This window comes from Rhodococcus sp. NPDC055024, from assembly GCF_053608585.1.
In genome coordinates this window covers 197,963-222,660 of record NZ_JBSGVT010000004.1, presented here as the reverse complement: position 1 = coordinate 222,660, position 24,698 = coordinate 197,963, and the positions used below count along the sequence as shown (strand labels likewise).

Here is a 24,698-nt window from a genome sequence, read left to right as displayed (position 1 = left end):
TCATGAGTGAAAACACGACCAACCCGCGCGTGTACCTCACCGAAACCATGACAGAGGCCGAGGCCGGTGTACTGCGAAAGTGGCTTGCCGACAAGGCAACCGCATCCGAAACGCGGCCGGTCACCGTCAACATCACCGACAAGACCCTGGCCGAACTGGCGGCGCGGACCGACGACCCGATGCTCGCGCCGCTTCGCGTGGTGTGGATCCCGGACACCCATACCAAACACAATGTCGCGGTGCGGGTGCGCGATGCGCTGGCACCACGCGACCCCCTCCACCCCGGACGCGGCGCGCAGCGCAGAACCCTGCGCACCGACCCGTCGCGGTGCCAGGTCATCGAAGGTGAACCCGCGCCACTGAGCGATCTCGAGCGTCGACTCGAAAAGAGCGGTGGCGGTTCGCTACCCGAGTTCATCCGTCGTCAGGCGGCGCTGGCGCTCGAGCGCGCCGAGTTGGGCCTACTGGGTGGCCAGTACAAGGTGTCGCGGTTCGTCGTCGACGAGATCACCGACACCCGCCGGTTCGCCACCGAGATCATGGCTTTGGCCGACCGGTTGAACATCGCGGTCGCCGACGTCGATCGCCGTGCGCGTGAAGCTCTCGAAGAAATGGTTGCCACCCAGAGTCGCCAAGCCATCGCGGTGTGGGATCGCCTGGGCCGCTACTTCGCTCGCGCCTACAAGCTGGACGTGGACACGAGCCGCTTCGAGGAACTCCGTGAGCTGAACAAGGAACACTCACTGGTCTTCCTCCCCAGTCACCGTTCGTATCTCGATCCCCTCGTCCTGCGTCCGGCGTTGATCGCGAACGGCTTGCCGCTCAATCACGTCATGGGCGGCCTCAACATCAGCTTCTGGCCCATGGGCTCGATCCTCAAGCGCAGCGGCACCGTCTTCATTCGTCGAAGCATCGGCAACGACGAGGTCTACAAGTGGTCGATGCACGAGTACATGCGCTACCTGCTGACCAAGCGCTTCAATCTGGAGTGGTACATCGAGGGTGGACGCGGGCGCACCGGGAAACTGCGCCCGCCGCGCTTCGGTCTCCTGACCTACCTGACCAAGGCTTTTCAGGTCAGCGGCGCATCCGACGTGTACCTCGTCCCGGTCGCGCTGAGCTACGACCAACTCTACGAAGTCGGGGCCATGGCGGCCGAGGCGCTCGGCGCCGAGAAGACACCGGAAGGCCTACGCTGGATGGTGGGTTACGTACGTGCACAGGGCAAGCGCAACGGCGTCGCGCACGTGACCATCGGCAGGCCGCTCTCACTCGCGGACGCACTCAGCCAGGAGACCGACCAGCGCCTCGCCATTCAAAAGGCCGGAATCGAGGTGTGTCACCGAATCAACGAGGTCACGCCGGTGACCGTGTCTTCGCTGGCGATGTTGGCGTTCCTCGGAATCGAAGACCGGGCGTTGACCGTTCGCGAACTCACGGCGATCCTCACGCCGCTGTTCGGGTACATCACCGCGCGCAACCTTCCGATCGCCGGCGACGTCGAACTGTCCGATCCGCGTGTCATCGAGAAGGCGTTGCAGACACACGTCGATTCCGGTGTGCTCGAGCGCTTCGATCGGGGCGGCGAGCAGGTCTTCTACCTCGGCAAGGACCAGCATCTTGTCGCTGCCTTCTACCGCAACAACACGATTCACTTTCTTGTCGTGCGTGCCATCACCGAACTCGTACTTCAGGCAGCCGTCGAAGAGCGGTTCGAGGACCCCATCGGGGACGGGTGGGCCGAGGCCAAGCGCATCCGAGATTTGTTGAAATTCGAGTTCTTCTTCAGCGACCGGGACACATTCGAGCAGGAGATGCGGACCGAGCTGACGTTGATCGACCCCGAGTGGGAAACCGTCATGGCCGACGACAAACGAACCGAGCACATGATCGAGACGGTTCGCCCGTACCTCGCGCACCGCGTGCTCCAACCGTTCCTCGAGGCGTACCAGGTTGTCGCCGATCAGCTTGTGCTCGCGCCGATTTCGACGTCGTTCGACGAGAAGTCGTTCATCAGCAACTGTATCGACGTCGCACATCAGCGTCGACTGCGGCAGCAGATCGCCAGCAACGAATCCGTCTCCGGCGAATTGTTCGCCACCGCACTGAATTTGGCGCGCAACCGTAACTTGATCGAAGTCGACGACGACGGAGTCCGGGCCCGGCGCCTGGCATTCGCTGCCGAGATCAAGGTTCAGGTCGAGCGCCTGCGTCACCTTCGCGCGCTCGCGCATGCGCGACTCGATCAGGTGGCGATGCCGGTACCGGACGCCGCTGCGGTAGTGACCATTCCAGAAGCAAACCGAGCGCCCGCCGAGAACGAGGAAGTAGGACTGTGACCGGACTCGAGCGTCTGCACTCCGCCATCGAAGCCGCCCCGCCCGGGCCCGGGACGATCGCCGCCTTCGACCTCGACGGCACCTTGATCAGCGGGTACTCGGCCAGTGTCGTGTACCGAGACCGCCTGCGACGCTTGGACATCAGCGTCGGCGAATTGTTGCGCACCACCGGTGCCGCGATCGACACCCAGTTCCGCGGCGCTGATGTCGGAGCACTGATGGACATCGGCGTTCGCGCCCTGGGCGGCCGGACCGTCGAGGAACTGAACGACTGGGGCCGACGGTTGTTCAAGCAGGAGATCGCCGCGATGATCTACCCGGAAGCACGCGGGCTTCTGGCAGCGCACCGGCGCGCCGGCCACACCATCGTGATGGCCACGTCGGCGACTCCGTTCCAGGCCAAGTACGTCGCCGAAGATCTCGACATCGAAGACGTGCTGTGCACCGAACCCGAAGTCGTCGACGGAATGCTGACCGGCGAACTGTCCTCACCCGCTTTGTGGGGTCCGGCCAAAGCCAATGCTCTTGCGGGATATGCCGAGACGATGGGCGCCGACTTGAAGAACGCGTTTGCGTACTCCAACGGCGTCGAAGATGTTTTCATGCTCGAGGCCGTCGGGCGGCCTGTAGCGTTGAATCCCGACCGTGGTCTGGCCAAGATCGCGTTGCGCAATCACTGGCCCTCGGTCAACCTGCGTAAACCGCAACGTGGCGCAACGCCGATCTCCACGATCCGAACGGCAACGGCCATGGGCGCGCTGGCGGCCACCGCCGCCATCGGCGCGTCGGCGGGCATCGTCACCGGCAACCGTCAACTGGGCGCGAACCTCGTTGGTACCTACGGCCCCGACATCTCGCTCTCACTACTCGGCATCGACGTCGAGATCGACGGCGAGCACAACGTGTGGGACCACCGCCCGGCGGTATTCATGTTCAATCATCAGAGTTCCCTGGACATGTTGGTCCTCGGCACCGTCATCAAGCGAGACGTGACCGGTGTCGCGAAGAAGGAAGCGGCAAGCGATCCGCGGTTCATGCCCGTCGGCGCCCTGCTCGACGTCGCCTACATCGACCGCACCGACACCACCAAAGCGAAGGCCGCATTGCAACCGGCGGTCGACAAGCTGAAGAACGGCGTCTCGATAGTCATCGCTCCGGAGGGCACCCGTTCTCCGACGCCACGCCTGGGCCCGTTCAAGAAAGGTGGATTCCACTTGGCGATCCAGGCCGGTGTGCCGATCGTGCCCGTGGTGATTCACAACGCGGGCGAAAGAATGTGGCGCAATTCGCTTGTCGCCCATCCGGGCCCGGTCTACGTCTCGGTGCTCGATCCCATCTCGACCGAAGGCTGGGAGACCAAGGACCTCGACGCGCACGTCGAGAAGGTACGCGCGCAGTTCGAAGCTGCGCTACTTGCCGGCCACCGCTGAACGTGCCAGGTGCTCGCGTGCAAACGCGAGCGCCTGCGCCAGCATCGACGACCGCTCCCGCCTGGTACGCGCGTTCTGAGTGTTGATCTCGATGACGGCCTGGCCGCTGAATTCGCTCGCGGCCAACTGCTGACACAACTCCGCGCACGGCTGTGAACCATGCCCGGGGATCAAGTGCTCGTCCATCGACGCCCCCCGACCGTCGGCCAGGTGCAGATGCTCGAGTCCCCTACCCATCCGGGAGGCCAACTCCAAGGCATCCATGCCCGCCGTCGCGGTGTGCGACAGGTCGAGTGTGTAGTGAGCGTGAGCGGAATCGGTCGGGTCGTACGACGGGCTGAATGCCGACAGCGCCGCGCCCGGACCGCCACGTTTGCGTAGACGCTCCGCAGACTTGTCTTTACCGCCGAAGAAGCTGTCCGCGCGCATGGGGAACATGTTCTCCACCGCCACGACGACGCTGCTCTTCGATTCGAGGTCGACAACCTGTTCGGCGAAGCCTTCGGCGTACTTGCGCTGCCACCGGAACGGTGGGTGGACGACCACCGTCGTCGCACCCAAGGTTTCGGCGGTGCGAACCGAACGCTCGAGTTTCTCGACCGGATCGGAACCCCACACGCGCTGCGAAATCAGCAGACACGGCGCATGCACAGCCTGCACCGGGATCGCATATTTGCGAACGAGGGCAGCAACAGCACCGACGTCCTGGCTGACGGATTCGGCCCACACCATCAGTTCGACACCGTCGTATCCGAGATCGGCGGCGTAACGAAATGCTGCTTCCGTGTTCTCCGGATACACCGAAGCCGTCGACAAGCCGACGGCTATCGGCCGACGAATTCTGCGCTGCGATCCCCCGATCATCGTCCGATCAACCCGAAGTCAACAAGAACGCCAATGGACCGAGCGTCACGATCATGCCGACGACCACCGCGATCACAAAACTCGTGATGTCGTCCGTCTTGCGCAGAACCCGCACGACGGCCACCAAGCCGACGATCACGATCAGCGCGAGCACCAACGCCACCCACGGCAGCATGTCCCACAGCTTCTCGAAGCCCTTGAACATCGCGCCGCCGACGATCAGCGCGATAACGACCTGACCGGCAAGCACTGCCCATTCACGGATCGAGTTACGTTCGCCGGCCTCTTCCGCGGCCGGTTCGGCTTCGACATCAGTCTCGGGCTCAGCGACGGCAGTGGACTTTTTTGCACTGTCGGTGACTGCCGGCGCCTTGACCAGATCGACCACTGCGGTCGATTCGGCCTCGGTGGAATCCGCTTCTGCGATCTTGTCGATCAGTTCGGTGCTGTCGTCCGGAGCGGCCGGAGCAGGTGTCTTGGCGACGGGAGTGGGGACACGCGGCGGCAGGATCGGCGGACGCAACGACGGTGACTGGGTTGCGGCACGTTCCTGACGCATCAGGTCGCCTGCCAGGGTCTGACCCGACAGCAGTGCCGGTTCCTGCGTTACCTGCGTTGGCGACGAGGAGTTGAGCGGAGCCCGGCTCACCCACTGTCCTGGCGAGGACTTCGAGGTCTGTCCTGGCGAAGGTGTGGAAGTCGGCTTCGGAGTCGTGGTCGGCGGCGCGGCAACCGGCTTCGACTCGGCCTTGGGTGCCTGCGGCTCGTCGTCATCGTCGTCGTCGAAGGAAACGGCGAAAGCGGCAGTGCGGTCGGCGGGAACCTTCGGTGCCGGCGCGGTGGGCTTCGCGGTTTCCGCAACAGCCTCGGCCGGTGCAGCAGTTTCAGGCGCTGCGGTTGCCGGCTCGGACGCTGCTGGTTCGGACGCTGCTGGTTCGGCCGACTCGGGCTCGGCTGCCGCGCGCGATCCCGACTGGCGAACGATCGGGATCTCACCAGTCAGTTCGGCGACGGAGATGCCACCGGCTACGCCGCGCCGGCGTCGTCCACCTCGGGATTCGACGCTCTGACCGTTCCGCTTGAGCAGTTCCGCTACGGAAATCTGCTGACTGTCCTCGGTCATCAAGCACTCACCACCAATTCACCGCCCATTTCTGTGTCGAGCTTTCGCAGAATCAGACCCTCACGCAGTGCCCAGGGACAAATTTCCAGTTCGTCCACTCCGAGCGCCCGCATGGTTGCCTCTGCGATGAGCGCGCCGGCCACAATCTGCTGTGACCGATCCGAGCTCACTCCTTCCAATTCTGCACGGTCCGCTGCCGTCATCCTGGATATGAAGGCTATGAGTTGCCTGAGTCCGCTGGAAGTCAGGGTCCGTTTGGCCCGGGGGCCTGCGGCAGAAGGGGCCGCGCCGGTGAGCCGAGCCAGCGATCGGAAGGTCTTCGACGTCCCGACCGTGCGGTCCCAGTCGCCGGCGGCGCGCAGTTCCTTGGCTGGTCCAACCAGCTCCGCGTCCAGCCAGTCGCGCAGGACTGCGACCCGGCGCTTGCCCGGCGGATCGGCCTGGAGCCAGTCGCGCGTCAACCGTCCGGCACCGAGTTGCAGCGAGAAGGCGACGTCCGGATCCTCGTCTCCACCTGCGGTGAGTTCGAGGGAGCCGCCGCCGATGTCCAGGTTCAGGATGCGTCCGGCGCTCCAGCCGTACCAGCGGCGCACTGCCAGAAAGGTCAAGCGGGCTTCGTCGACCCCGGAGAGAACCTCGAGATTGACTCCGGTCTCCGCGCGAACGCGGGCGAGCACGGCTTCGGAATTGTTGGCGTCACGGACGGCGGAAGTGGCAAAAGCCATCATTTCCTCGCATCCGGACGTCTTGGCGATACCGGCGAATTCGGAGACCGTCGAGACCAACCGATCGGCTCCTGACGTGGTGATATCGCCGCGGTCGTCGGTGTTCTCCGCCAGCCTCAACGTGGACTTGGTCGAGCTCATGGGTGTTGGGTGGCCGCCCCGATGGGCGTCCACAACCAATAGATGGACGGTATTGCTTCCGACGTCGAGTACCCCTAGTCGCACATCGCCACGTTACTGGGTCTACCGTCGGCCCTTGTGACAGCAGGTAACCCAGACCGGTCCCACAAGATGACTCCGAGCCCCGAGGTCGATCTCGATTTCCCGCGCGAATGGGTCGAATTTGTCGATCCGGAGAACTCCGAGCACCTCATTTCCGCTGATATGACGTGGTTGCTCTCGCATTGGACCTGCGTGTTCGGCACGCCGGCATGTCAGGGCATCATCGGCGACCGCCCGGACGACGGCTGCTGCTCGCACGGCGCTTTCCTCTCCGATCAGGAAGATCAGGACAAGCTCGATGCGTCAGTGAAAATGCTCACAGCCGAAGACTGGCAGTACATGGAAAAGGGTCTCGGCAAGAAGGGCTACGTCGAAGAAGACGACCTCGAGGACGAGCCCGCGCTGCGCACCCGCCGCTACAAAGGAGCGTGCATCTTCCTCAACCGGCCGGGTTTTGCCGGCGGCGAGGGCTGCGCACTGCATTCCATGGCGCTCAAGAAGGGCATCGAGCCACTCGAGGTCAAGCCCGACGTGTGCTGGCAGCTACCCATCCGCCGCACTCAGGACTGGGTCGACCGGCCGGACGGCGTGCAGATCCTCAAGACCACGATCACCGAGTACGACCGCCGCGGCTGGGGTGAGGGCGGCGACGACCTCGCCTGGTACTGCTCCGGCTCCCCCGACGCTCACGTCGGGGAGCGGCAAGTCTGGCAGTCCTACGGGCCGGAACTGACGGAGCTTCTCGGAAAGCGCGCGTACGACGAGCTGGCTCGCCTCTGCAGGCGTCGCGCCGGCCTCGGCCTCATAGCGGTCCACCCGGCGACCACGATCGCTCAGAACAAAGCTCAGGGCTGACTCCACGCAAACCGAAAAATTTCAGCCGCTCACACGATCGTGTGAGCGGCTGAATTCTCTCTCGACATTTCTTCTCGACGAGGTTCGATCACGCTTCGAGCTTGTAGCCCAACCCGCGGACGGTGACCAGGTGTTCCGGCTTGGCCGGATCGGATTCGATCTTCGAACGCAACCGCTTCACATGTACGTCAAGGGTTTTGGTGTCACCGACGTAGTCGGCTCCCCAGACGCGGTCGATCAGCTGTCCGCGGGTCAGCACCCGGCCGGAGTTGCGGAGCAGGTACTCGAGGAGGTCGAACTCCTTGAGCGGCAACGTCACCGGGTTACCGGCCACCTGCACGACGTGACGCTCGACGTCCATCCGTACCGGTCCGGCCTCGAGCACACCGTTGTCGGAGGCGAGGTCTGCCTCGTTCTCCACCCCGCGGCGCAGCACCGCACGGATGCGGGCGATCAGCTCGCGCGCCGAATATGGTTTGGTCACATAGTCGTCCGCACCGAGTTCCAGGCCGACGACCTTGTCGATCTCACTGTCGCGCGCCGTCACCATGATGACGGGAACGCCTGAGCGCGATCGCAGCGCCTTGCAGACGTCCGTACCACTCATGCCGGGCAGCATGAGGTCGAGCAAGACGATGTCCGCGCCGGAGCGGTCGAATTCCGCCAACGCCGACGGTCCGTCGTTGACGATGGTGGTCTCGAAGCCTTCCTTGCGGAGCAGGAACGCCAGCGGGTCCGCCAAGGACTCCTCGTCCTCCACGATCAGCACACTCGTCATCGTTTGGCCTCCATGCCGTTTTCTCTACTGCCTTGTTCTCGTCTGCCGATCCGCGTGGAACCGGCGGTTCCCGCGTCGTCAGAGTCGATGTCGTCGTCCGACTCCACGTGTGCCGGTATCTGCAACGTGAAGGTAGACCCTGTTCCCGGTTTGCTCCACAGTTCGATGGAGCCGTTGTGATTGGCCGCGACGTGTTTTACGATCGCCAGCCCCAGACCGGTTCCACCGGTCTGCCGTGACCGCGCCTTGTCCACGCGGAAGAATCTCTCGAACACTCGCTCCTGATCCGATTTCGCGATGCCCTCACCTCGGTCGGTGACCGCGATCGCGACATTGTCGCCGCGCACCGACCGACTGACGGACACCGGAGAACCTTTGGGCGAGTATGCAATAGCGTTCTCGATGAGGTTGGACAGTGCAGTCACGAGGAGGGTCTGATCCCCGAGCACCTCCAGCCCGCTCGGATGGTCGGTGGTGACGGTGATCCCGGCGGCCTCGGCCGACAGATTCGACCGCGACAGCGCCTCGGACACCACCGTGTCGACGTCGACCACGTCGAGATCGGGCAGCTTCTCGGCACCTTGCAAGCGCGAGAGTGCGATCAATTCGGTGACCATCTTGCCCAGACGAATCGACTCACCGAGCACCCGTTCACCGAAATGGCGCACGGACTCCGGGTCGTCAGCGGATTCGAGCAGTGCCTCCGCGAGCAAACTCATCGCGCCGACCGGAGTCTTCAGTTCGTGGCTGACGTTCGCGACGAAATCGCGTCGGGTCGCCTCCATGCGGACCTGCTCGGAATCGTCGTCGGCGAACAGGACCACGAAGTTGCGGTCGTCCTTGCTGAGCAGCCGAGCGGTGCCACGAACGGCAATCTTGTCGCGGCCGCGCTGCGCGGTCTGCGCTGTCAGATCCACCTCGACGGTGTGACCTGTCCGCAGGACTTCCTGCGCTGCCCGCCACGCTCGCTCGTCGACCAGACGATTCTTGACCAGGCCGAGTTCTTCGGCGCGAGGGTTGAAGAGCACGACGTCGTGGAAACCGTCGACGACGGCGATACCGCTTTCCGAAGCCAACACGATGAGGTCGAGAACCTGGGACATCGTGAGCCCGGTCTGTTCGTCCGAGCGCTGACTCTGGCGCGACGACAGCCTTGGCACCAGCACCCCGCCGACGAGGTAGCCGACCAAGCCGGCGACCACGACCAGCAGCACTGCAATCACGACACTCACGGCGCAATCGTACGTTCGCGCGAAGAGTCGGTTACGGCGGGTTCGGACGTTCCCACCCGTGTAATCCGCCAGGTGGACGGCGTTGGTTCGTCGTTCATCTGTTGTTGGCCGAGGCCCCCCGAAAACACTGTTCGGGGGCCTCGACGCACATCATCGGGTTGCTACTTTCCGCCCTGATTCGCCACCGCGGCGGCGCCGGCAGCGGCGGCCTCCGGATCCAGGTAGGTGCCGCCAGGATTGAGCGGCTTCAGGTTCTCGTCGAGGTCGTACCGCAGCGGGATTCCGGTCGGGATGTTCAGGCCCGCGATGTCCTCGTCCGAGATGCCGTCGAGGTGCTTGACCAATGCACGCAGCGAGTTGCCGTGCGCGGTGACCAGCACGTTCCGGCCGGCGAGCAGCTCCTGCGAGATGGTGTCCTCCCAGTACGGGATCAGGCGCTTGACGACGTCGAGCAGGCACTCGGTCAAGGGAACCTCGTCGAGGTTCGCGTACCGAGGATCGGTGTCCTGGCTGTACTCGCTGCCGGCTTCGATGGCGGGCGGCGGGGTGTCGTAGCTACGACGCCAGAGCATGAACTGCTCGTTTCCGTACTCTTCCTTGGTCTGAGCCTTGTTCTTGCCCTGCAGAGCGCCGTAGTGGCGCTCGTTGAGGCGCCAGTCGCGAACTACCGGGATCCAGTGGCGATCGGCCGCATCGAGCGCGAGGTTGGCGGTGCTGATCGCGCGGCGGAGGAGAGACGTGTAGAGAACGTCGGGCAACAGGTTGTGCTCGGCGAGCAGTTCGCCGGCGCGCTTGCCTTCGGCCATGCCCTTGTCTGTCAGGTGTACGTCCACCCAGCCGGTGAACAGATTGAGTGCATTCCATTCGCTCTCGCCGTGGCGGAGCAGGACCAGGGTTCCGATACTCATGGCGTTCATCCTGGCACGAGTACCGGAACCCTTCTTGGTCAACCCTGTCTGGAAATCAGCTCGGGGCTACTTCCGCAGTTCGCAGATCCTTGCGGAGGATCTTTCCGGCCGCGGATTTCGGCACGGTGCTGATGAACGAAACCTGACGGACTTTCTTGTGCGGCGAGACGCGCTCGGCGACAAACGAGATCACGTCGGCTTCGGTCAACTCGGCGCCGTCCTGGAGAACGACGAATGCCTTCGGAACCTCTTCGCCCTCGGCGTCGAGCACACCGATCACGGCGGCGTCGGCGATCTGCGGATGCGTCAGCAGCAAAGCCTCGAGTTCGGCCGGGGGAACCTGGTAGCCCTTGTACTTGATCAGTTCCTTGAGGCGATCGACGATCTTGACGACGCCGTCTCCGTCGACGGTCGCGATGTCACCGGTGTGCAGGTAACCGTCGTCGTCGAGGGTGTCCTTGGTGGCCTGGTCGTTGCCGAGGTAGCCCACCATGATGTTCGGGCCCTTGCACCACAGTTCACCGGGCTCGCTGACCCCGTCCGTGCCGAGTGCCGGGTACGCGACCTCTTCGCCCGTTCCCGGGTCGACGAGCTTGCATTCCATGTTGGCGATGGTGGGACCGCAGGTGTCGAGGGCGATGTCGTCGCGGTCGAACGGGATCGCGTGCGAGACCGGGCTCATCTCGGACATGCCGTAGCCCTGGCGGACGTGGCAGTTCAACCGGTCGGCGACGGCCTTGCCGAGCGCCGCGTCGAGCGGGGCCGCACCGGAGAAGATGGTGTGCACGCTCGAGAGGTCGTACTGGTCGACCAGCGGGTGCTTGGCCAGCGCGACGGCAACGGGCGGTGCGACGAAGATGTACGTCGACTTCTGCTCGGCGACGATCCGCAGGAACTCGACGAGATCGAACTTCGGCATCGTGATGAGGCTCGCGCGGCGGTACAGCGCCGCGTTGAGCAGGACCGTCATTCCGTAGATGTGGAAGAACGGCAGGACCGCGAGGATCTTGTCGTCGGTCTCGATGCCCATCCGCGGAATGATCTGGCAGACGTTGGCCACGAGGTTCCGATGGGTGAGCATGACGCCCTTGGGCCGGCCGGTGGTGCCCGACGAGTACGGCAGAACCGCGAGCTGGGTGGCCGGGTCGAAGGAGACATCGGGCGCCGCTGCACCCTCGCCGAGCAGATCTCGCAACGACAGGTGGCCTTCGGCTCCGTCGAGCACGAACACGTTCTCAGCGGGGATGCCGACCTGATCGGCGGCTGCCTTGGCCTGCGGCAGCAAAGGCGAGACCGTGAAGAGGAATTTGGCCTTGGAATCGGTGAGCTGCTTGGCGATGTCCTCGGCGGTGTAGAGAGCGTTGATCGTGGTCGCGACACCACCGGCACGAAGGATGCCGTGGAAGACGGAACCGAAGGCCGGGACGTTGGGCGAATGCAACCCGACCACGTCTCCGACGGCGAGTCCCCGCGCAGCGAGAGCGCCTGCAACGCCGTTGATCTGTGCGATCAGCGAAGCGTATGTGGTGACCGCGCCAGAACTGCCTTCGACGAATGCCGTCTTGTCGAGGTCTGCGGGGTCGGTGTTTCCGAACAGGAAGTCGTAGACGCTGAGGTTGGGGATTTCAACGTCGGGGAACGGACTCTTGAAGCTCACTGTGCTCCTCGAAAAGTTGCGCGGCAGGGTGGTGTGACCAACTTACTGTGACTCACGGGAACAGTATTATTCCGTGACGACAGTCACAAGTAAAGGTCACTTTACGTGACACATCAGCGATGTGTCTCACCCCGCTCGGTCAGCTTTGCGCGGGCTCCTCCTCGATGAGGTGCTTGAACGGTTCGAGATTCGCCAGCGACTCACCTCGCGACACCCGCCACGCCCACTCACGCTTGATCGACGAAGAGAAACCGAGTTCGAGGATGACGTTGAAATCACCGTCGGCGGCTTCGAGAACCTGACCGAGCACTCGATCGAGTTCATCGCCGGTCACGGCATGCTCGGCGATCTTGCCGACCAGGTAGATGTCCCCGACCTTGTCGAGTGTGTACGCCACCCCGTACAGACGGCGGTTGCGCTTGAGCAGGAACTTGTAGACGCCTTCGAAGTTCTCGTCCACCTTGCGGCACACGAAGGCCTCGACCCGCACGCCGTGATTGCCGACGGTGAGCAGAGTCGACGTCTTGAGTTTGTGCTCGCCGGGAAGTTCGACGATGAAATGCGCGTCGTCTTTTCTGGAGAACTCGAGTTCGCGCTCGCTGAGGGCCTGCTCGATAGTGTCCGAAATGCTGCTCATGTACGCACTCCCCCGGTCCGGCGCAGACGCCACAGACCCCGCGCACGGCGGGGCGAGAAGTCGCTGGGACCGGTTCCGTTGTTGTAGTTGACTGCGGCTTTGCGATAGCTCTCGAGCAAACCGTCCGCGGTGTGTTCCCACGAGAAATTCTCGGCGTGACGCGGTGCCTGCGCGGCGAGTTCGGCCAAGCGCGTCGGCGTTGTCACCAAAGATTCGAGGGCACCGGCCCAGTCTTCGGTGCGGTGTCCTTGAACCAGCAGGCCCGTCTCACCGTTGCGTACGGCTACTCCCAGTCCGCCGACGTCGGCGGCGATCACCGGGGTTCCGCAGGCTTGAGCTTCGATGGCCACCAACCCGAAGGACTCCGAATAGCTCGGCACCGCAACCAGATCCGAAGCACGGTAGACATCGGCGAGACGCTCCGGCGCCTGCGGCGGCAAGAACGTCACCTGCGCCGTGATGCCGAGTGAGCGTGCCAGTTCGATCAGCACGTCCGGCCGCGCGAGACCGGTTCCCGACGGCCCGCCGACGACGAGGATGCGCAACGGCAACTCGGGGCGACGGCTGATCACTTCGGCGGCAGCACGCAGCAGAACGTCCGGTGCTTTCAGAGGTTGGATCCGGCCGACGAAAGTCACGACGATCTCGCCCGGGTCCAACCCCAACGACGCGCGGGCGGAATCGCGATCGCCCGGTCGATAACGGGTGAGATCGGCGCCGGGAGCCACGACGTCGATACGCGTGGGGTCTGCGCCGTACAACTCGTGCAGCGCCTTGGCTTCGTCGGTGGTGTTGGCGACCAGCCGATCGGATTCGGCGACAACTTGCTGCTCGCCGATCTGCCGTGCTGCAGGTTCCGGGGTATCCCCCTCGGCCAGCGAAAGATTCTTCACTGCCGCGAGTGTGTGCGCGGTGTGGACGAGGGGCACGCCCCAACGATCGCGGGCCAGCCAGCCGACCTGCCCGGACAACCAGTAATGCGAGTGAATCAGGCTGTAGTACCCGGGTTCGCGGCGCGCTTCCTCCCGAAGAACTCCCGCGACGAAGGCACACAACTGAGTCGGCAGATCTGCCTTGTCCAGTCCTTCGAAGGGACCGGCCGCGATGTTACGCACCCGTACTCCGGGAGCGGCGTCCACGACGGGCGCATCCGAAGACGATGTCGCGCGGGTGAATATCTCCACCTCGACGCCACGTTTGGCGAGCTGAATGGCGGATTGCAGAACATAGACATTCATCCCACCCGCGTCACCGGTGCCGGGTTGCGCCAATGGCGAGGTGTGGACCGAGAGAACGGCCACCCGGCGAGGGCGCGAAATGTGCATGGACGTCACCACTCCATACTGCCCCCTCACCGGGCGCGAACTCTAACCGAGGCTCGAGATGAAGGTTCGCACTTCAGACACGAATCGTGTCGGATCCTCCACGAACGGGCCGTGATTGCAGCCTTCCCAGTACGACGCCTGCGACTTGGGAATCAGTTCCTCGGCGTGCTTACCTGCGCTCACGTCGACGACGGAGTCCTCGGTCCCGTGCAGAACGAGGACCGGGATGTCGAGGTTGCGGAGCAGGTCGTCGTGACCGACTGCACGGTTGAACAGTGCTGCGCGCACCCGCGGACGCGTCGAGAGGCTGTACCCGAACAAGGCCTGCGACGCTGCACCCTTGCCCTCGGGTGGGCCGGTGAGAGCGTTGCCGAAAGCGCCGAGTGCCCGGATTGCCTCGCGGGGATCTTCGGACATAGCGCCGGGAACCGCACTCCGCATTGCCGAGCCGACCTTGCCGCCCTTCTCACCGCGCCCGATGCTGGTGATCGCACCGACGAGAACCGCACCCGCCACCGCGCCGGTTCCGTGTGCTGCCAGGTAATCGCAGATCACCAGACCGCCGTACGACCAGCCGAGCAGGATCGCGTTCTCGGTGACACCTTCGGCAGCGAGAACCGCCGCGACGTCGCCGGCCCAGTTCGCGGAGTCGTCGTATCCGGACTCGGGCGCATCGGAGTAGCCGTGGCCGCGCAGATCGACGGCGATCAAGCGGTAGTCCGCTGCCAGGTCCGCGAGGACCTGCTCGCCCCAGCACTGTGACGACTGAGCCCAGCCGTGCAGCAGCACCAGCGGGGTCCCCGCCGGATTTCCGGTTACTCGATAGACGATGGACGTGCCGTCGACGCTGACGGCTTCACGAATAGACATGCCGTCACGATAGAGGCTGCGACTGCGGCGCCGACGGCGAGCATGTAAGCGGAGGAGACGTCGTAGCGGTCGATCAGCTGCCCGGCCAGCGCAGAGCCGAGCGCCACGCCGACCCCGAGTCCGGTGACCGTCAGCGTCATTCCCTCCGTGAGCTTTTCCGGTGGGACGATCTGCTCGACCAGGGCTGTCGCGATGATGAGCGTCGGAGCGATGGTCGCGCCGGCCAGGACGTACGCGCCAGCAAGTGCGGCCACGTTTCCGACCAGGAGAAGCGGGACACTGAGAAGGGCGACCGCTGCGGACGCGATCATCAATTGCCCACGCAGCGATCGCGCCGGGTGCATCGATCCGAAGATCAGTCCCGCGATTCCCGAACCGCCGGCGAACAGCGCGAGGACCAGCGTCGCGGAGCCAGGTGAATTCTGTTCCTTGGTGAACGCGATGGCGCCGACGTCGATGACACCGAAGATCGTTCCGAGCATCACCATGATCACGATGACGATCCACATCACGTGGTTACCGAGTACCGACCGTCCGCGGCCGGGTCGACGCGGATGCACCTTCGGCTCGGTTCCGCGCTGGATCACCAGCAGCAAGGTCCCCGTGACCAGCAGAATCAACCCTGCAAGTGGTCCAGCCTCGGGGAAGAGTCCGATGCTCAGACCCACCGAGATGACCGGGCCCGCCACGAAGCAGAGCTCGTCCACCACCGATTCGAAGGCGAAGGCAGTGCGCAGCTGCGGTTTTCCGACGTAGATCGCGACCCACCTGGCGCGAATCATCGCCCCGATCGTCGGGGTGGCGCCGCCGGGAATTACCAGGACGAAAAGCAGCCAGTCGGGGGCTTCCATCCGGACTGCGAGCAAGAGTGCCCCGATCGCGGTGACGCTGACAGCCGCGGCAATCGGCAGGACCGCCCTCTGTCCGAAGCGGTCGACCGCGCGCGAGACCGCTGGCGCGATGATCGCCGACGAGAGCGCAAAAACCGCGGCGAGCGCCCCGGCGAGCGCGTAGTCACCACGAAGTTGCGAGATCATCGTCACGATTCCGATGCCGATCATCGCTATCGGCAGCCTTGCGACAAATCCGGCGGCCGAGAAGGCAACCGATCCCGGGGCCGAGAATATCTCGCGGTAGGCGCTCAGCAGGCCTTTGTTGGTGGATTCGCTCATGTCAGCTTCTCGTGCACTGAACAAGGTTCACAGAGCCGAGGCCGACTCGACAAATCGTTTTCACTGTGCGCTCGGGTTGACCTGTCGGTAACTTGCCTTACGATTGCGCGAATGAGTGTCCTGGTGTGTTTCCACGCCCATCCCGATGACGAAGTTTTCACCACGGGCGGCGTGATGAGAATGGCCGCCGACGCAGGTCACCGCGTCGTAGTCGTCACCGCTACCGACGGTGCTCTCGGTGAATTCCCCGACGGACTGTTGGACGAATACGAGACGTTGGCTCAGCGCCGCAGCCGTGAGCTCGAGGCGTCCACCGACGCGTTGGGTGCCAATCGCGTCGTGTCCCTGCACTACCCGGATTCGGGGATGGTGGGTACGCCCGAGAACGAGAATCCGGAAGCGTTCTGCAACGTCGACGTCGAGAAGGCCGCCGAGCGTCTGGCCGAGGTTCTTCGTGAGGAGAACGCCGATGTCCTGACCATCTACGACCCCAACGGCGGATACGGCCACCCGGATCACATCCAGGTCCACCATGTCGGCGTTCGTGCTGCAGAACTCGCGGGCACGCCGTTCGTTTACGAGGCGTCCACCAACCGCGATCACATGAAGATGCTGATGCAGGCCAACCCCGAGTGGACCGAGGAGGCGCAGCCGCCGGACATCGAATCGTTCGGGCTTCCGGCTGACCAACTCACCACCGCAGTCGACGTGAGTTCGGTGATCTCGTCCAAGCGCGCGGCCATGTACGCGCACGCAACGCAGGTCGGCGATTTCGGCCCGTTCCTCGAAATGCCGACGGAGCAGCTCGCCGCGGCATTCGGCACCGAGTGGTTCCGTCGCCGAAACGCGCCGGAGGGACTGTCGGAAACCGCCCTGCCCCTCTGAGTCACCGCTCTCGATAAACCGAAGTCCCGACGGAGGTTTCGGCGGCTCGTTACCATCGGTAGGCATGGACCTCGAACAACTTGTCGCGAGCATGCCTTTTGCAGTTCACACCGGAATTCAGTTGGACAGCGCGGCACCCGAACAGGTTGTCGGCCATCTGGATTGGGACAGCCACCGCACCACCGCCGGCAACGGAATGCACGGCGGCGCCTTGATGACGCTGGCAGACAGCGTCGGCGCCGTCTGTGCATTCCTCAATCTTCCGCCCGGCGCAAGTACGTCCACCACCAGTTCGTCGACCGTGTTCACCCGCGGGGTTCGTAAAGGCACGGTCACCGCAACTGCCCGTCCATTGCACGCGGGACGCAGCACCGTCGCGGTCGTGACCGAGATTCGTGACGACGAGGGCCGTCTCGTCGCTCAGGTCACCGCATCACAGGCAGTGCTGGGACCGTGAAGCTTCCCTCGTACCGCGCCTCCGGTGCCACCCTTCCTTTCGGCAATCTGCTTGCCTCCCATGACGTTGCGATGGAGGGTTACTTCTGGCGTTTCACGATGCCGGAGAGCGGGCGGGTGGTGATTGCGCTCGCCGGAATCAACAAGTCCGATGGTGGCAACTGGTCGACGCTCGGTCTCGCGGCGCATCCGGGCGGATTCCTCCGGACCGCCGAGCACCCGAGCGGATCGGCCGATTCCCGCATCCTGGGGGCATACGCCGACAACGCTTTCCGCGGCAATGCTGATCGACTACAGGTCGATTTCGGCGACAGCCATCTCGATGTGCGGATCAGTAATCAGCGATTCTGGCCGCACCGCCGCTTCGGGGGATCGAGTTACTTCCAATCAGTTCCCGCACTCAATCAGTACTGGCATCCGTGGCTGCTCGGCGGCCGGGTCGAGGGAAGCGCCGTCATCGACGGACAGAGCTGGGATCTCTGCGGAGCACAGGTGTACGGCGAGAAGAACTGGGGAAAGGGAGGATTCCCGGATTCCTGGTGGTGGGGACAGGCCCAGGGATTCACCGATCCGCGGGCCTGCGTGGCGTTTGCCGGCGGCCAGGTCAGCGCCGGGCCTCTGCGCACCGAAGTCACCGCCGTGGTGGTCGCCTTGCCAGACGGCACAGTGTTGCGTCTGGGCAATCCGCTGACGTCACAGGTGGAGACGACCGTGTCCGACGATCGTTGGACGCTTCGAGGTTACAGCCGAAAGTGGAGCGTCGACATCGACGGGACCGCACCCATCGCCGACGCGCACATACTTCCGGTTCCCATTCCCGCCGAGCGTCGAAACGTACCCGGAGCGCTCGAGCATCTCGGTGGAACCATGTCGGTTATCGTCCGGCGACGCGGCACCATAGTCTGGAAGGACAGATCACGATTGGCCGCCCTAGAGCACGGCGGATTGGATCGGGCGCAGGCCGAACTCACTCGGCGGGAACAGCTCTCGCGAGATCGATGAGAGCGGATGCCGCCGGGTTCTTGCCGCCCGACGAACGCCAGACCAATTCCAACCGGGATCGAGCTTCCGGTTCGAGATCGATCCGATGCAACTCCCCCACTGCCGACTCGGGAAGCACAGCCATTCCCAGCCCCTGCGCGGCCAACGAGACGATGATGCCGAGGTTGCTTGCCTCGAGCGCAACCGTCGGCTTCGTGCCGGCCGCGGCGCACGCAAAGTCCAGACACGTCCTGATACCGGTTCCCTCCGGAAGACAGATGACCGATCGCGTGGCGAGTTCGGCAAACGGCAGAGACGGCAACTCGGCCAGCGGATGATCCGCCGCCACTCCGGCCACCAGTCGTTCGTCGGTGATCACCCTTGATTCGAGGCCTTCCGGCAGATCGCCCGCAACTCCGATGACGGCTATGTCGAAGGTTCCGTCCAACACTCCGGCAAGCAGGCTGCGCGAATCGTCCTCGGCTAGCGAAATGTCCAAGCCGGGATGTCTGGCGTGCAGCCGACTGAGCAGATCAGTCAGATCGGCGGAAGCGCAGGCGGTGACCATCCCGACCGAAACGGAGCCCCGAACCAGTCCGTTCAGAGCTTCGACAACGTCGCGGCTGCTCTGGACGGAAGCAAGTGCAGCGCGGGCGTGTGGGAGGACGGCTCGCCCGGCGTCGGTCAGACGAACGGTTCGACCACTACGATCGAGCAACTCCTGCCCCAGCTCACGTTCCAGTCGTTTGACCTGCGCACTCACACCCGGCTGCGCTACGTGAAGCCGCTCGGCGGCGCGGGTGAAATTGGCTTCCTCCGCTACCGTGACGAAGTATTCGAGCTGCCGAAGTTCCATAACTGTTGATTCTAGCTTTGAGACAAACTAGATCTTGGACTTATCAAAACTGTGCCTGCACGATAGAAGCATGACAACAACACATGAAGTTCAGAAGGCCGCAACCCCCGAAGACATTGCCCGACTTTTCGTCCAGTTCGCGAACGACGGAGATGCAGACGCCGTAGCCGGACTCTACGAGGAAAACGCTGTGATGGCATTCCCACCCGGATCTCTCACCGTCGGCCGTCGGGCTATCCGCGAGGTGATTTCTCAGATACTCGCAGCAGCACCGACATTCACCGTCGAGGAAGCTCTACCAACGGTAATCAGCGACGACCTCGCCATGACCTCGACCAAACCCTCCGACGGAACCGGCGGACGCACACAGGTGGCGCGCCGCCAGCCCGACGGTTCGTGGTTGCGGGTGCTCGATCGACCGGAACTCTGACTGCCCTCTTCGCAGTCAGACGGCCGACGCACGCCGCATGGCCGCCGCCGGATCGGCGAACAGCGAGCTCAGTGACACGACAGTCGAGGCGTATTCCTGAACCCGATTGCCGAAACCGGTGATGCGAATGTCCTTGCGCTCCAAGGAGGATGCCGACGAGAAAGCCTCGGCGACGTGCGGCACACCGGCCGGATAATCGGTGAACGCCTGGCCACCGAGGATCACCCGATCCGGGTTGAACAGGTCACGCAACATCGCCACTGTCCGGCCGAGCACGCGCGCCCGATCGACCAGAAGTTCGTGGGCCGGAATGGAACCCGCCGACGCAGCACGATAGACATCGGCGATCGTGACACGCTCACTGCCCTGGATCACAGCGCCCGAAGACAGTGCCTGCGCGACGACCGCGCGGTCGCTGATCGTCGCTTCCAAGCAACCCACCGCGCCGCAGGTGCACCGCGCCGACGAACCGGTGGGAAGGTGCGCGATCGAACCGGGACCGCTGGACGGAGTGTGCACTCGTCCTTCGAAAGTGATTGCGATACCGGCAGTTTCACGGGCGTAGAAGTACAGACCGGTGGTTCCCGGCGTCGGGGCCTCTGCCCGGTCGTTACTGAGCAGAAGTTCCGACGCGGCCATCGCCTCGACGTGTGCGGCAACCGAAACGGGGAGATCCAAGCCTGCTCCGATGATGGATCCCACCTTGGCGCCCTTCCACCCCAGGCGCGGGTGATCGACTACTCCGGTCGCTGAATCGACGCGACCGCCGATGGCCACGCCGACGGCGAGCGGGCGACGCTTGTGCCACCGTGAGGCAAACGATTTGGCCGACCGCGCAATGGTGGCAAGAGCGACAGCGGAATTGGTGGCGGGCGTCGGAATCTCGACGGCGCCGAGCACCTTGCCACGGATATCGCTGGCAATGATGCTGGTGACGACGGCACCGATGTGGATGCCGACGGTCAGATAAGGCTCGTGATTGACCTCGAACGGAACCCGCGGACGCCCGATGGCGCCGGAGGCTGTCAGGTCTGCGCGTTCGCGCAGGATTCCGAGGTCGAGCAGGCTCGTGACCTGCCGGTTCACGGTGGCAATACTCAGTCCGGACGCTTTCGCGGCGGTATCGCGAGAGAGCGGTCCGCGGGATCGAGCAATGCGCAACACAGTCGCGGACGGACCGTCGGCAATGCGCAGTTCGGGCGCAACAATCTGGGTACGGGTCCGGGTTCCCGAGAGCGCGGTTCGCGATCGGATGTTCGGAATGGCAGAGATGGTGGGTGTCGACATGGCTGTCCCTTGCAGAAGGAGGAGAAGGCGCATATCTCTGTCGACCGAGAAATCAGCGTTTCCACTGGTCACACGAAGAAGTAGACAGAAAAGGCGCAGAAATTAGCTGCAGAAAGAACGGCGGCGACAACACAGCTCTCGCGCCAGAGGCAGACGCGAACCAAGCGCAGCGGTCACATAGGTGACCCGCAAAGCGGCAGGCTGGTCGGTCGACATGGCTCCAAAAGTAGCAGCTTCACCGAGATTCACAAATCAGGTGCGGTAACGATCACACTGAACGCAACCCTGTCGTGGCGAAATCTCGCGTGTTTGGGTGGGCACACTCCCCACGAAAGGTGCACCATGTCTACAGCTTTCGCCAAGCCGACCCTCACCAATGCGGCGTCGACGAACGGAGCGGCTGCTGACGCCGCTCGCGGCACTGTCACCGCCCTCGGCGCGCATATCGGCGCCCGCATCGACGGAATCACCCTCGGCGGGCACCTCGACCCGGCGACGATCTCGCTCATCCGACAGGCACTTCTCGAACACAAGGTGATCTTCTTCCGCGGGCAAGACCACCTCGACAACGATTCGCAGTACGAGTTCGCCCAGCTGCTGGGCACCCCGACCACTGCCCACCCCACGGTGAAGTCGCACGGCGCAAAAGTCCTCCCCATCGATTCGGACCTGGGCAAGGCCAACAGTTGGCACACCGACGTCACCTTCGTCGATCGCATCCCCAAGGCGTCGATCCTGCGCGCGGTGCAGCTACCCGAATACGGCGGTTCCACGACGTGGGCGTCAGGGGTAGCCGCCTACAACGGACTCCCGGATCCGCTCAAGGCGCTCGCGGAGAACCTCTGGGCCCGCCACACGAACGTCTACGACTACGCGGCCACCAGCGCCGAGCGGCTCACCGAAGATCGCACGGCCGCCTACCGCGAAGAGTTCCAGTCCACGTACTTCGAGACGGAACACCCGGTGGTGCGTGTCCACCCCGAAACCGGAGAACGCACGCTCGTCCTCGGACACTTTGTCAAGAACTTCGTCGGGTTGAGCACCGAACAGTCGAACGGTGTGTTCAAGCTCCTGCAGGATCACGCCATCAAGCTCGAATACACGACGCGCTGGAACTGGGCGGCGGGTGATGTCGCCATCTGGGACAACCGCGCCACCCAGCACTACGCGATCGCCGACTACGACGATCAGTACCGCCGTCTGGAGCGCATCACACTTGCCGGTGACATTCCGGTCAACATCCACGGGGAACGAAGCAGCAGCATCGCCGGCGACGCTTCCGAATACTCGATTATCGAAGGTGCCTCGACTCTCCCATGACTTCACCGGATTCCATCCTTCCTCCGCATGCCCGCGGTTACGAAGGCTTCGAGGGCCGAATCGGCCGCACCGCAGCCGATTCGGCCCCGTCGTGGCCCACCGCCTCGACCCCTACTCCCGGATCACCCAACATCGTCGTGGTTCTGATCGACGACATGGGATACAGCGACATCGGGCCTTTCGGCTCCGAGATCGAGACTCCGACCCTCGATCGGCTTGCCGCGCAGGGTGTTCGGTTGACCAACTATCACACGACCCCCCTCTGCTCGCCCTCACGCGCCGCACTTCTCACCGGCCTCAATCCGCACCGCGCCGGGTACGGATTTGTCGCCAACGCCGATCCGGGATACCCCGGGCTGCGTCTGGAATTGGCCGACGACGTGCAGACACTCCCCGAAATCCTGCGCGGCGCAGGCTATGCAACCTATGCGGTGGGCAAGTGGCATCTCGTGCGCGACGCAAACCTCGCCCCGGGCCGAAGTCGCGATTCCTGGCCGACGCAGCGCGGATTCGATCGATACTACGGCTCGCTCGAAGGCCTCAATTCCTTCTACTATCCCAATCAGTTGATCTCCGACAATTCGGTGGTCGACGTCGACGAGTATCCCGAGGGCTACTACCTCACCGACGATCTGACCGACAAGGCCGTCGGGTACATCAAGGATCTGCGCGCCCACGATCAGGACAAGCCGTTCTTCCTCTACTTCGCGCACGTCGCGATGCACGGACCTTTGCAGGCCAAGCCGGCCGATCAGGCAAAATACCGCGGTCGCTACGACGAGGGCTGGGATCGAATCCGAGAGTCTCGGTTCGCCTCTCAGCTCCTGCAAGGACTCTTTCCGGACGGAACACGGCAGGCTCCGCGAAACTCCGAACCCGGCTTCGACGTCCCCGAATGGCATTCGCTCACACCGGAAGTGCAGTCTCGGTTCGCCCGCTACATGGAGGTGTACGCGGCGATGGTCGACTCGATCGATCAGAGCGTCGGACGCATCGTCGACACCCTGGACGAGCTGGGCGAGCTCGACAACACGATCATCGTCTTCACCTCGGACAACGGCGGCACCGCCGAGGGCGGTTCGGACGGAACCCGAAGCTACTTCGCACAATTCGCGCATATCCAGGATCCGGACTGGGTCGGCGATGTCCCCCACGACGAATCCCTGATCGGCGGACCGGAGTTGGGCGTCCACTATCCACGTGGATGGGGGCAGACGTCCAACACCCCCTTCCGGTTCTACAAAGGGCAGTCCTTCGCGGGGGGAATTCGTGTTCCCTTCGTCCTGTCGTGGCCCGCGGGATTGAAACCCGGAGCAGACGACAACGGGATTCGCGACCAGTTCGCGTACGTCACCGACCTGACCCCCACGCTGCTGGACCTGGCCGGAATCGACGCACCGAGCGTACGCAACGGGCTTCCGGTGAAGGAGTTCGACGGTGTCTCGACCGCACCGGTTCTGCGATCGTCTGCCGCTCCGAGCACTCACACCGAGCAGTACACCGAGATGACCGGCAACCGCGGCTACTACAAGGACGGCTGGAAACTGCTGGCGCTCGCTCCGGACGACATCGACAAGCCACAGGGTATCGACCAACCACAGTGGCAATTGTTCGACGTCCGAGCCGACCCGACCGAGCTCGACGACCTCGCATCACGGTTTCCCGACAAGGTCCGCGAACTCGCCGAAGCCTGGGACCACTCGGCGTGGGCGAACACCGTCTTTCCGCTACTCGGCAACTCGGTGGGCGCAGTTCGGCGGCCGGCGGAGGAGGCACTCTCGCGCCCGGTCCGTCTGCTTGCCGGAACACCTCCACTGGAGCGCTACCGGTCGAGCAAACTGATCGGGTTCCGCGACTTCGACATCACCGTCGAACTCGACGGTTACCGAGCAGGTGACGCCGGTGTTCTTGTCGCTCACGGTGATCCACAGGGCGGATATCTTCTCTACGTCGAGGACGGGCACCTGCATCTCGGATACAACGCATTCGGTTCCTACTCCGTGGTCGACGCAGGTCCATTGGCGATCGGCAGCAAGCGCATCGACGTGTCCCTGACGGTGGTACCGCGGCTGCGTTGGGATCTCCACGTCAGTGTCGACGGAATCCCTGCGGGTCAACTACTCGGGCAGGTACAACTGGTCGGGATGGCGCCGTGGACCGGCATTTCAGTCGGCGTCGACGCGAGAGGGCCGGTGTCGTGGGATGTGCGCCGACGCCACGGACCGTTCCGGTACAGCGGCTCTCTGCGCGCCGTCACCTACACACCCGGCCGGATACAAGTACCGCGTCGTCACATCGAATCCATCGAACGGGAAGCAGAGTATGCCGCCGACTAGCCCTACGATT

The 24,698-nt window shown here is 63.9% G+C and carries 22 protein-coding genes; 9 read left to right on the top strand and 13 right to left on the bottom strand.

Translation table 11 applies throughout. The features are described 5' to 3' along the window. The first annotated feature begins 2 nt into the window (after positions 1–2). Both ACWF6P_RS11820 and ACWF6P_RS11815 read left to right on the top strand, forming a co-directional pair. Positions 3–2,339, top strand: a complete 2,337-nt coding sequence (locus ACWF6P_RS11820; RefSeq protein ID WP_452621124.1) for a glycerol-3-phosphate 1-O-acyltransferase — start codon at positions 3–5, stop codon at positions 2,337–2,339. Then, positions 2,336–3,769, top strand: coding sequence for an HAD-IB family hydrolase (locus tag ACWF6P_RS11815; RefSeq protein ID WP_378647661.1), 1,434 nt, complete (start codon positions 2,336–2,338; stop codon positions 3,767–3,769). The genes ACWF6P_RS11820 and ACWF6P_RS11815 overlap by 4 nt, the downstream gene beginning before the upstream one ends. Here the strand turns inward: ACWF6P_RS11815 and ACWF6P_RS11810 are convergent. The 3 genes from ACWF6P_RS11810 to ACWF6P_RS11800 are packed head-to-tail and all read right to left on the bottom strand — an operon-like array spanning position 3,749 to position 6,706. Next, positions 3,749–4,633, bottom strand: a complete 885-nt coding sequence (locus ACWF6P_RS11810) for a sugar phosphate isomerase/epimerase family protein (RefSeq protein ID WP_452621123.1) — start codon at positions 4,631–4,633, stop codon at positions 3,749–3,751. The two genes, ACWF6P_RS11815 and ACWF6P_RS11810, sit on opposite strands and share 21 nt — an antisense overlap. A gap of 7 nt (positions 4,634–4,640) precedes the next feature. Continuing rightward, a complete protein-coding gene (locus ACWF6P_RS11805; RefSeq protein ID WP_452621122.1) occupies positions 4,641–5,756 on the bottom strand; it encodes a hypothetical protein in 1,116 nt (371 codons plus the stop codon). Further along, positions 5,756–6,706, bottom strand: a complete 951-nt coding sequence (locus ACWF6P_RS11800; protein WP_003941975.1) for a Ppx/GppA phosphatase family protein — start codon at positions 6,704–6,706, stop codon at positions 5,756–5,758. The genes ACWF6P_RS11805 and ACWF6P_RS11800 overlap by 1 nt, the downstream gene beginning before the upstream one ends. Before the next feature lie 66 nt (positions 6,707–6,772). Here ACWF6P_RS11800 and ACWF6P_RS11795 point away from each other — a divergent pair, with 66 nt between their 5' ends. After that, positions 6,773–7,558: a hypothetical protein gene (locus ACWF6P_RS11795; RefSeq protein ID WP_378537815.1), complete on the top strand. Its 786-nt coding sequence runs from the start codon at positions 6,773–6,775 to the stop codon at positions 7,556–7,558. Between the two features lie 88 nt (positions 7,559–7,646). On the opposite strand, the gene ACWF6P_RS11790 is transcribed toward ACWF6P_RS11795, so the two are convergent. From ACWF6P_RS11790 to ACWF6P_RS11755, 8 genes are all read right to left on the bottom strand, one after another. Next, positions 7,647–8,336 carry a response regulator transcription factor gene (locus ACWF6P_RS11790; RefSeq protein ID WP_003942020.1) on the bottom strand — a complete coding sequence of 230 codons (690 nt, stop codon included), beginning with the start codon at positions 8,334–8,336 and terminating at the stop codon, positions 7,647–7,649. Then, positions 8,333–9,568, bottom strand: a complete 1,236-nt coding sequence (locus ACWF6P_RS11785) for a sensor histidine kinase (protein ID WP_378549206.1) — start codon at positions 9,566–9,568, stop codon at positions 8,333–8,335. Before ACWF6P_RS11785 ends, ACWF6P_RS11790 begins: the two co-directional genes overlap by 4 nt. Positions 9,569–9,729: 161 nt before the next feature. Continuing rightward, positions 9,730–10,485 (bottom strand): phosphoglyceromutase, encoded by a 756-nt coding sequence (locus ACWF6P_RS11780; protein ID WP_003941992.1) that lies wholly within the window; start codon positions 10,483–10,485, stop codon positions 9,730–9,732. A gap of 46 nt (positions 10,486–10,531) precedes the next feature. Continuing rightward, complete coding sequence (locus ACWF6P_RS11775) at positions 10,532–12,133, bottom strand: AMP-binding protein (protein WP_378549202.1); 1,602 nt, start codon at positions 12,131–12,133, stop codon at positions 10,532–10,534. 139 nt (positions 12,134–12,272) lie between these two features. Further along, on the bottom strand, positions 12,273–12,770 hold the full coding sequence (locus tag ACWF6P_RS11770) for a YbjN domain-containing protein (RefSeq protein WP_452621121.1): 498 nt from the start codon (positions 12,768–12,770) through the stop codon (positions 12,273–12,275). Further along, positions 12,767–14,095, bottom strand: coding sequence for a D-inositol-3-phosphate glycosyltransferase (gene mshA, locus ACWF6P_RS11765; RefSeq protein ID WP_452621239.1), 1,329 nt, complete (start codon positions 14,093–14,095; stop codon positions 12,767–12,769). Before mshA ends, ACWF6P_RS11770 begins: the two co-directional genes overlap by 4 nt. Positions 14,096–14,137: 42 nt before the next feature. Next, positions 14,138–14,965: an alpha/beta fold hydrolase gene (locus tag ACWF6P_RS11760; RefSeq protein ID WP_378638103.1), complete on the bottom strand. Its 828-nt coding sequence runs from the start codon at positions 14,963–14,965 to the stop codon at positions 14,138–14,140. Continuing rightward, positions 14,911–16,137, bottom strand: a complete 1,227-nt coding sequence (locus ACWF6P_RS11755; protein WP_452621120.1) for an MFS transporter — start codon at positions 16,135–16,137, stop codon at positions 14,911–14,913. The genes ACWF6P_RS11760 and ACWF6P_RS11755 overlap by 55 nt, the downstream gene beginning before the upstream one ends. Positions 16,138–16,248: 111 nt before the next feature. Between ACWF6P_RS11755 and ACWF6P_RS11750 the strand changes: the two genes are divergently transcribed. From ACWF6P_RS11750 to ACWF6P_RS11740, 3 genes are all read left to right on the top strand, one after another. Next, the gene (locus tag ACWF6P_RS11750; protein WP_019744397.1) at positions 16,249–17,022 is read left to right on the top strand and encodes a PIG-L family deacetylase; all 774 of its coding nucleotides are present in this window, start codon (positions 16,249–16,251) and stop codon (positions 17,020–17,022) included. A 64-nt stretch (positions 17,023–17,086) separates the two neighbouring features. Further along, positions 17,087–17,479: a PaaI family thioesterase gene (locus ACWF6P_RS11745; protein ID WP_003942017.1), complete on the top strand. Its 393-nt coding sequence runs from the start codon at positions 17,087–17,089 to the stop codon at positions 17,477–17,479. Beyond that, positions 17,476–18,480 (top strand): tocopherol cyclase family protein, encoded by a 1,005-nt coding sequence (locus ACWF6P_RS11740; protein ID WP_378549194.1) that lies wholly within the window; start codon positions 17,476–17,478, stop codon positions 18,478–18,480. Before ACWF6P_RS11745 ends, ACWF6P_RS11740 begins: the two co-directional genes overlap by 4 nt. Here ACWF6P_RS11740 and ACWF6P_RS11735 read toward each other — a convergent pair. Then, the gene (locus tag ACWF6P_RS11735; protein WP_452621119.1) at positions 18,446–19,315 is read right to left on the bottom strand and encodes a LysR family transcriptional regulator; all 870 of its coding nucleotides are present in this window, start codon (positions 19,313–19,315) and stop codon (positions 18,446–18,448) included. The two genes, ACWF6P_RS11740 and ACWF6P_RS11735, sit on opposite strands and share 35 nt — an antisense overlap. A 70-nt stretch (positions 19,316–19,385) precedes the next feature. Between ACWF6P_RS11735 and ACWF6P_RS11730 the strand changes: the two genes are divergently transcribed. Then, on the top strand, positions 19,386–19,745 hold the full coding sequence (locus ACWF6P_RS11730; RefSeq protein WP_452621118.1) for a YybH family protein: 360 nt from the start codon (positions 19,386–19,388) through the stop codon (positions 19,743–19,745). A gap of 15 nt (positions 19,746–19,760) precedes the next feature. Here ACWF6P_RS11730 and ACWF6P_RS11725 read toward each other — a convergent pair whose 3' ends face one another. Next, a complete protein-coding gene (locus ACWF6P_RS11725) occupies positions 19,761–21,032 on the bottom strand; it encodes an ROK family transcriptional regulator (protein ID WP_378447114.1) in 1,272 nt (423 codons plus the stop codon). Between the two features lie 342 nt (positions 21,033–21,374). Between ACWF6P_RS11725 and ACWF6P_RS11720 the strand changes: the two genes are divergently transcribed. Together ACWF6P_RS11720 and ACWF6P_RS11715 are read left to right on the top strand one after the other, a co-directional pair. Continuing rightward, positions 21,375–22,352, top strand: coding sequence for a TauD/TfdA dioxygenase family protein (locus ACWF6P_RS11720; protein WP_378537508.1), 978 nt, complete (start codon positions 21,375–21,377; stop codon positions 22,350–22,352). Next, entirely contained in the window at positions 22,349–24,688 is a 2,340-nt protein-coding gene (locus ACWF6P_RS11715) for an arylsulfatase (RefSeq protein ID WP_452621117.1), read from the top strand. Before ACWF6P_RS11720 ends, ACWF6P_RS11715 begins: the two co-directional genes overlap by 4 nt. Positions 24,689–24,698: the final 10 nt, after the last annotated feature.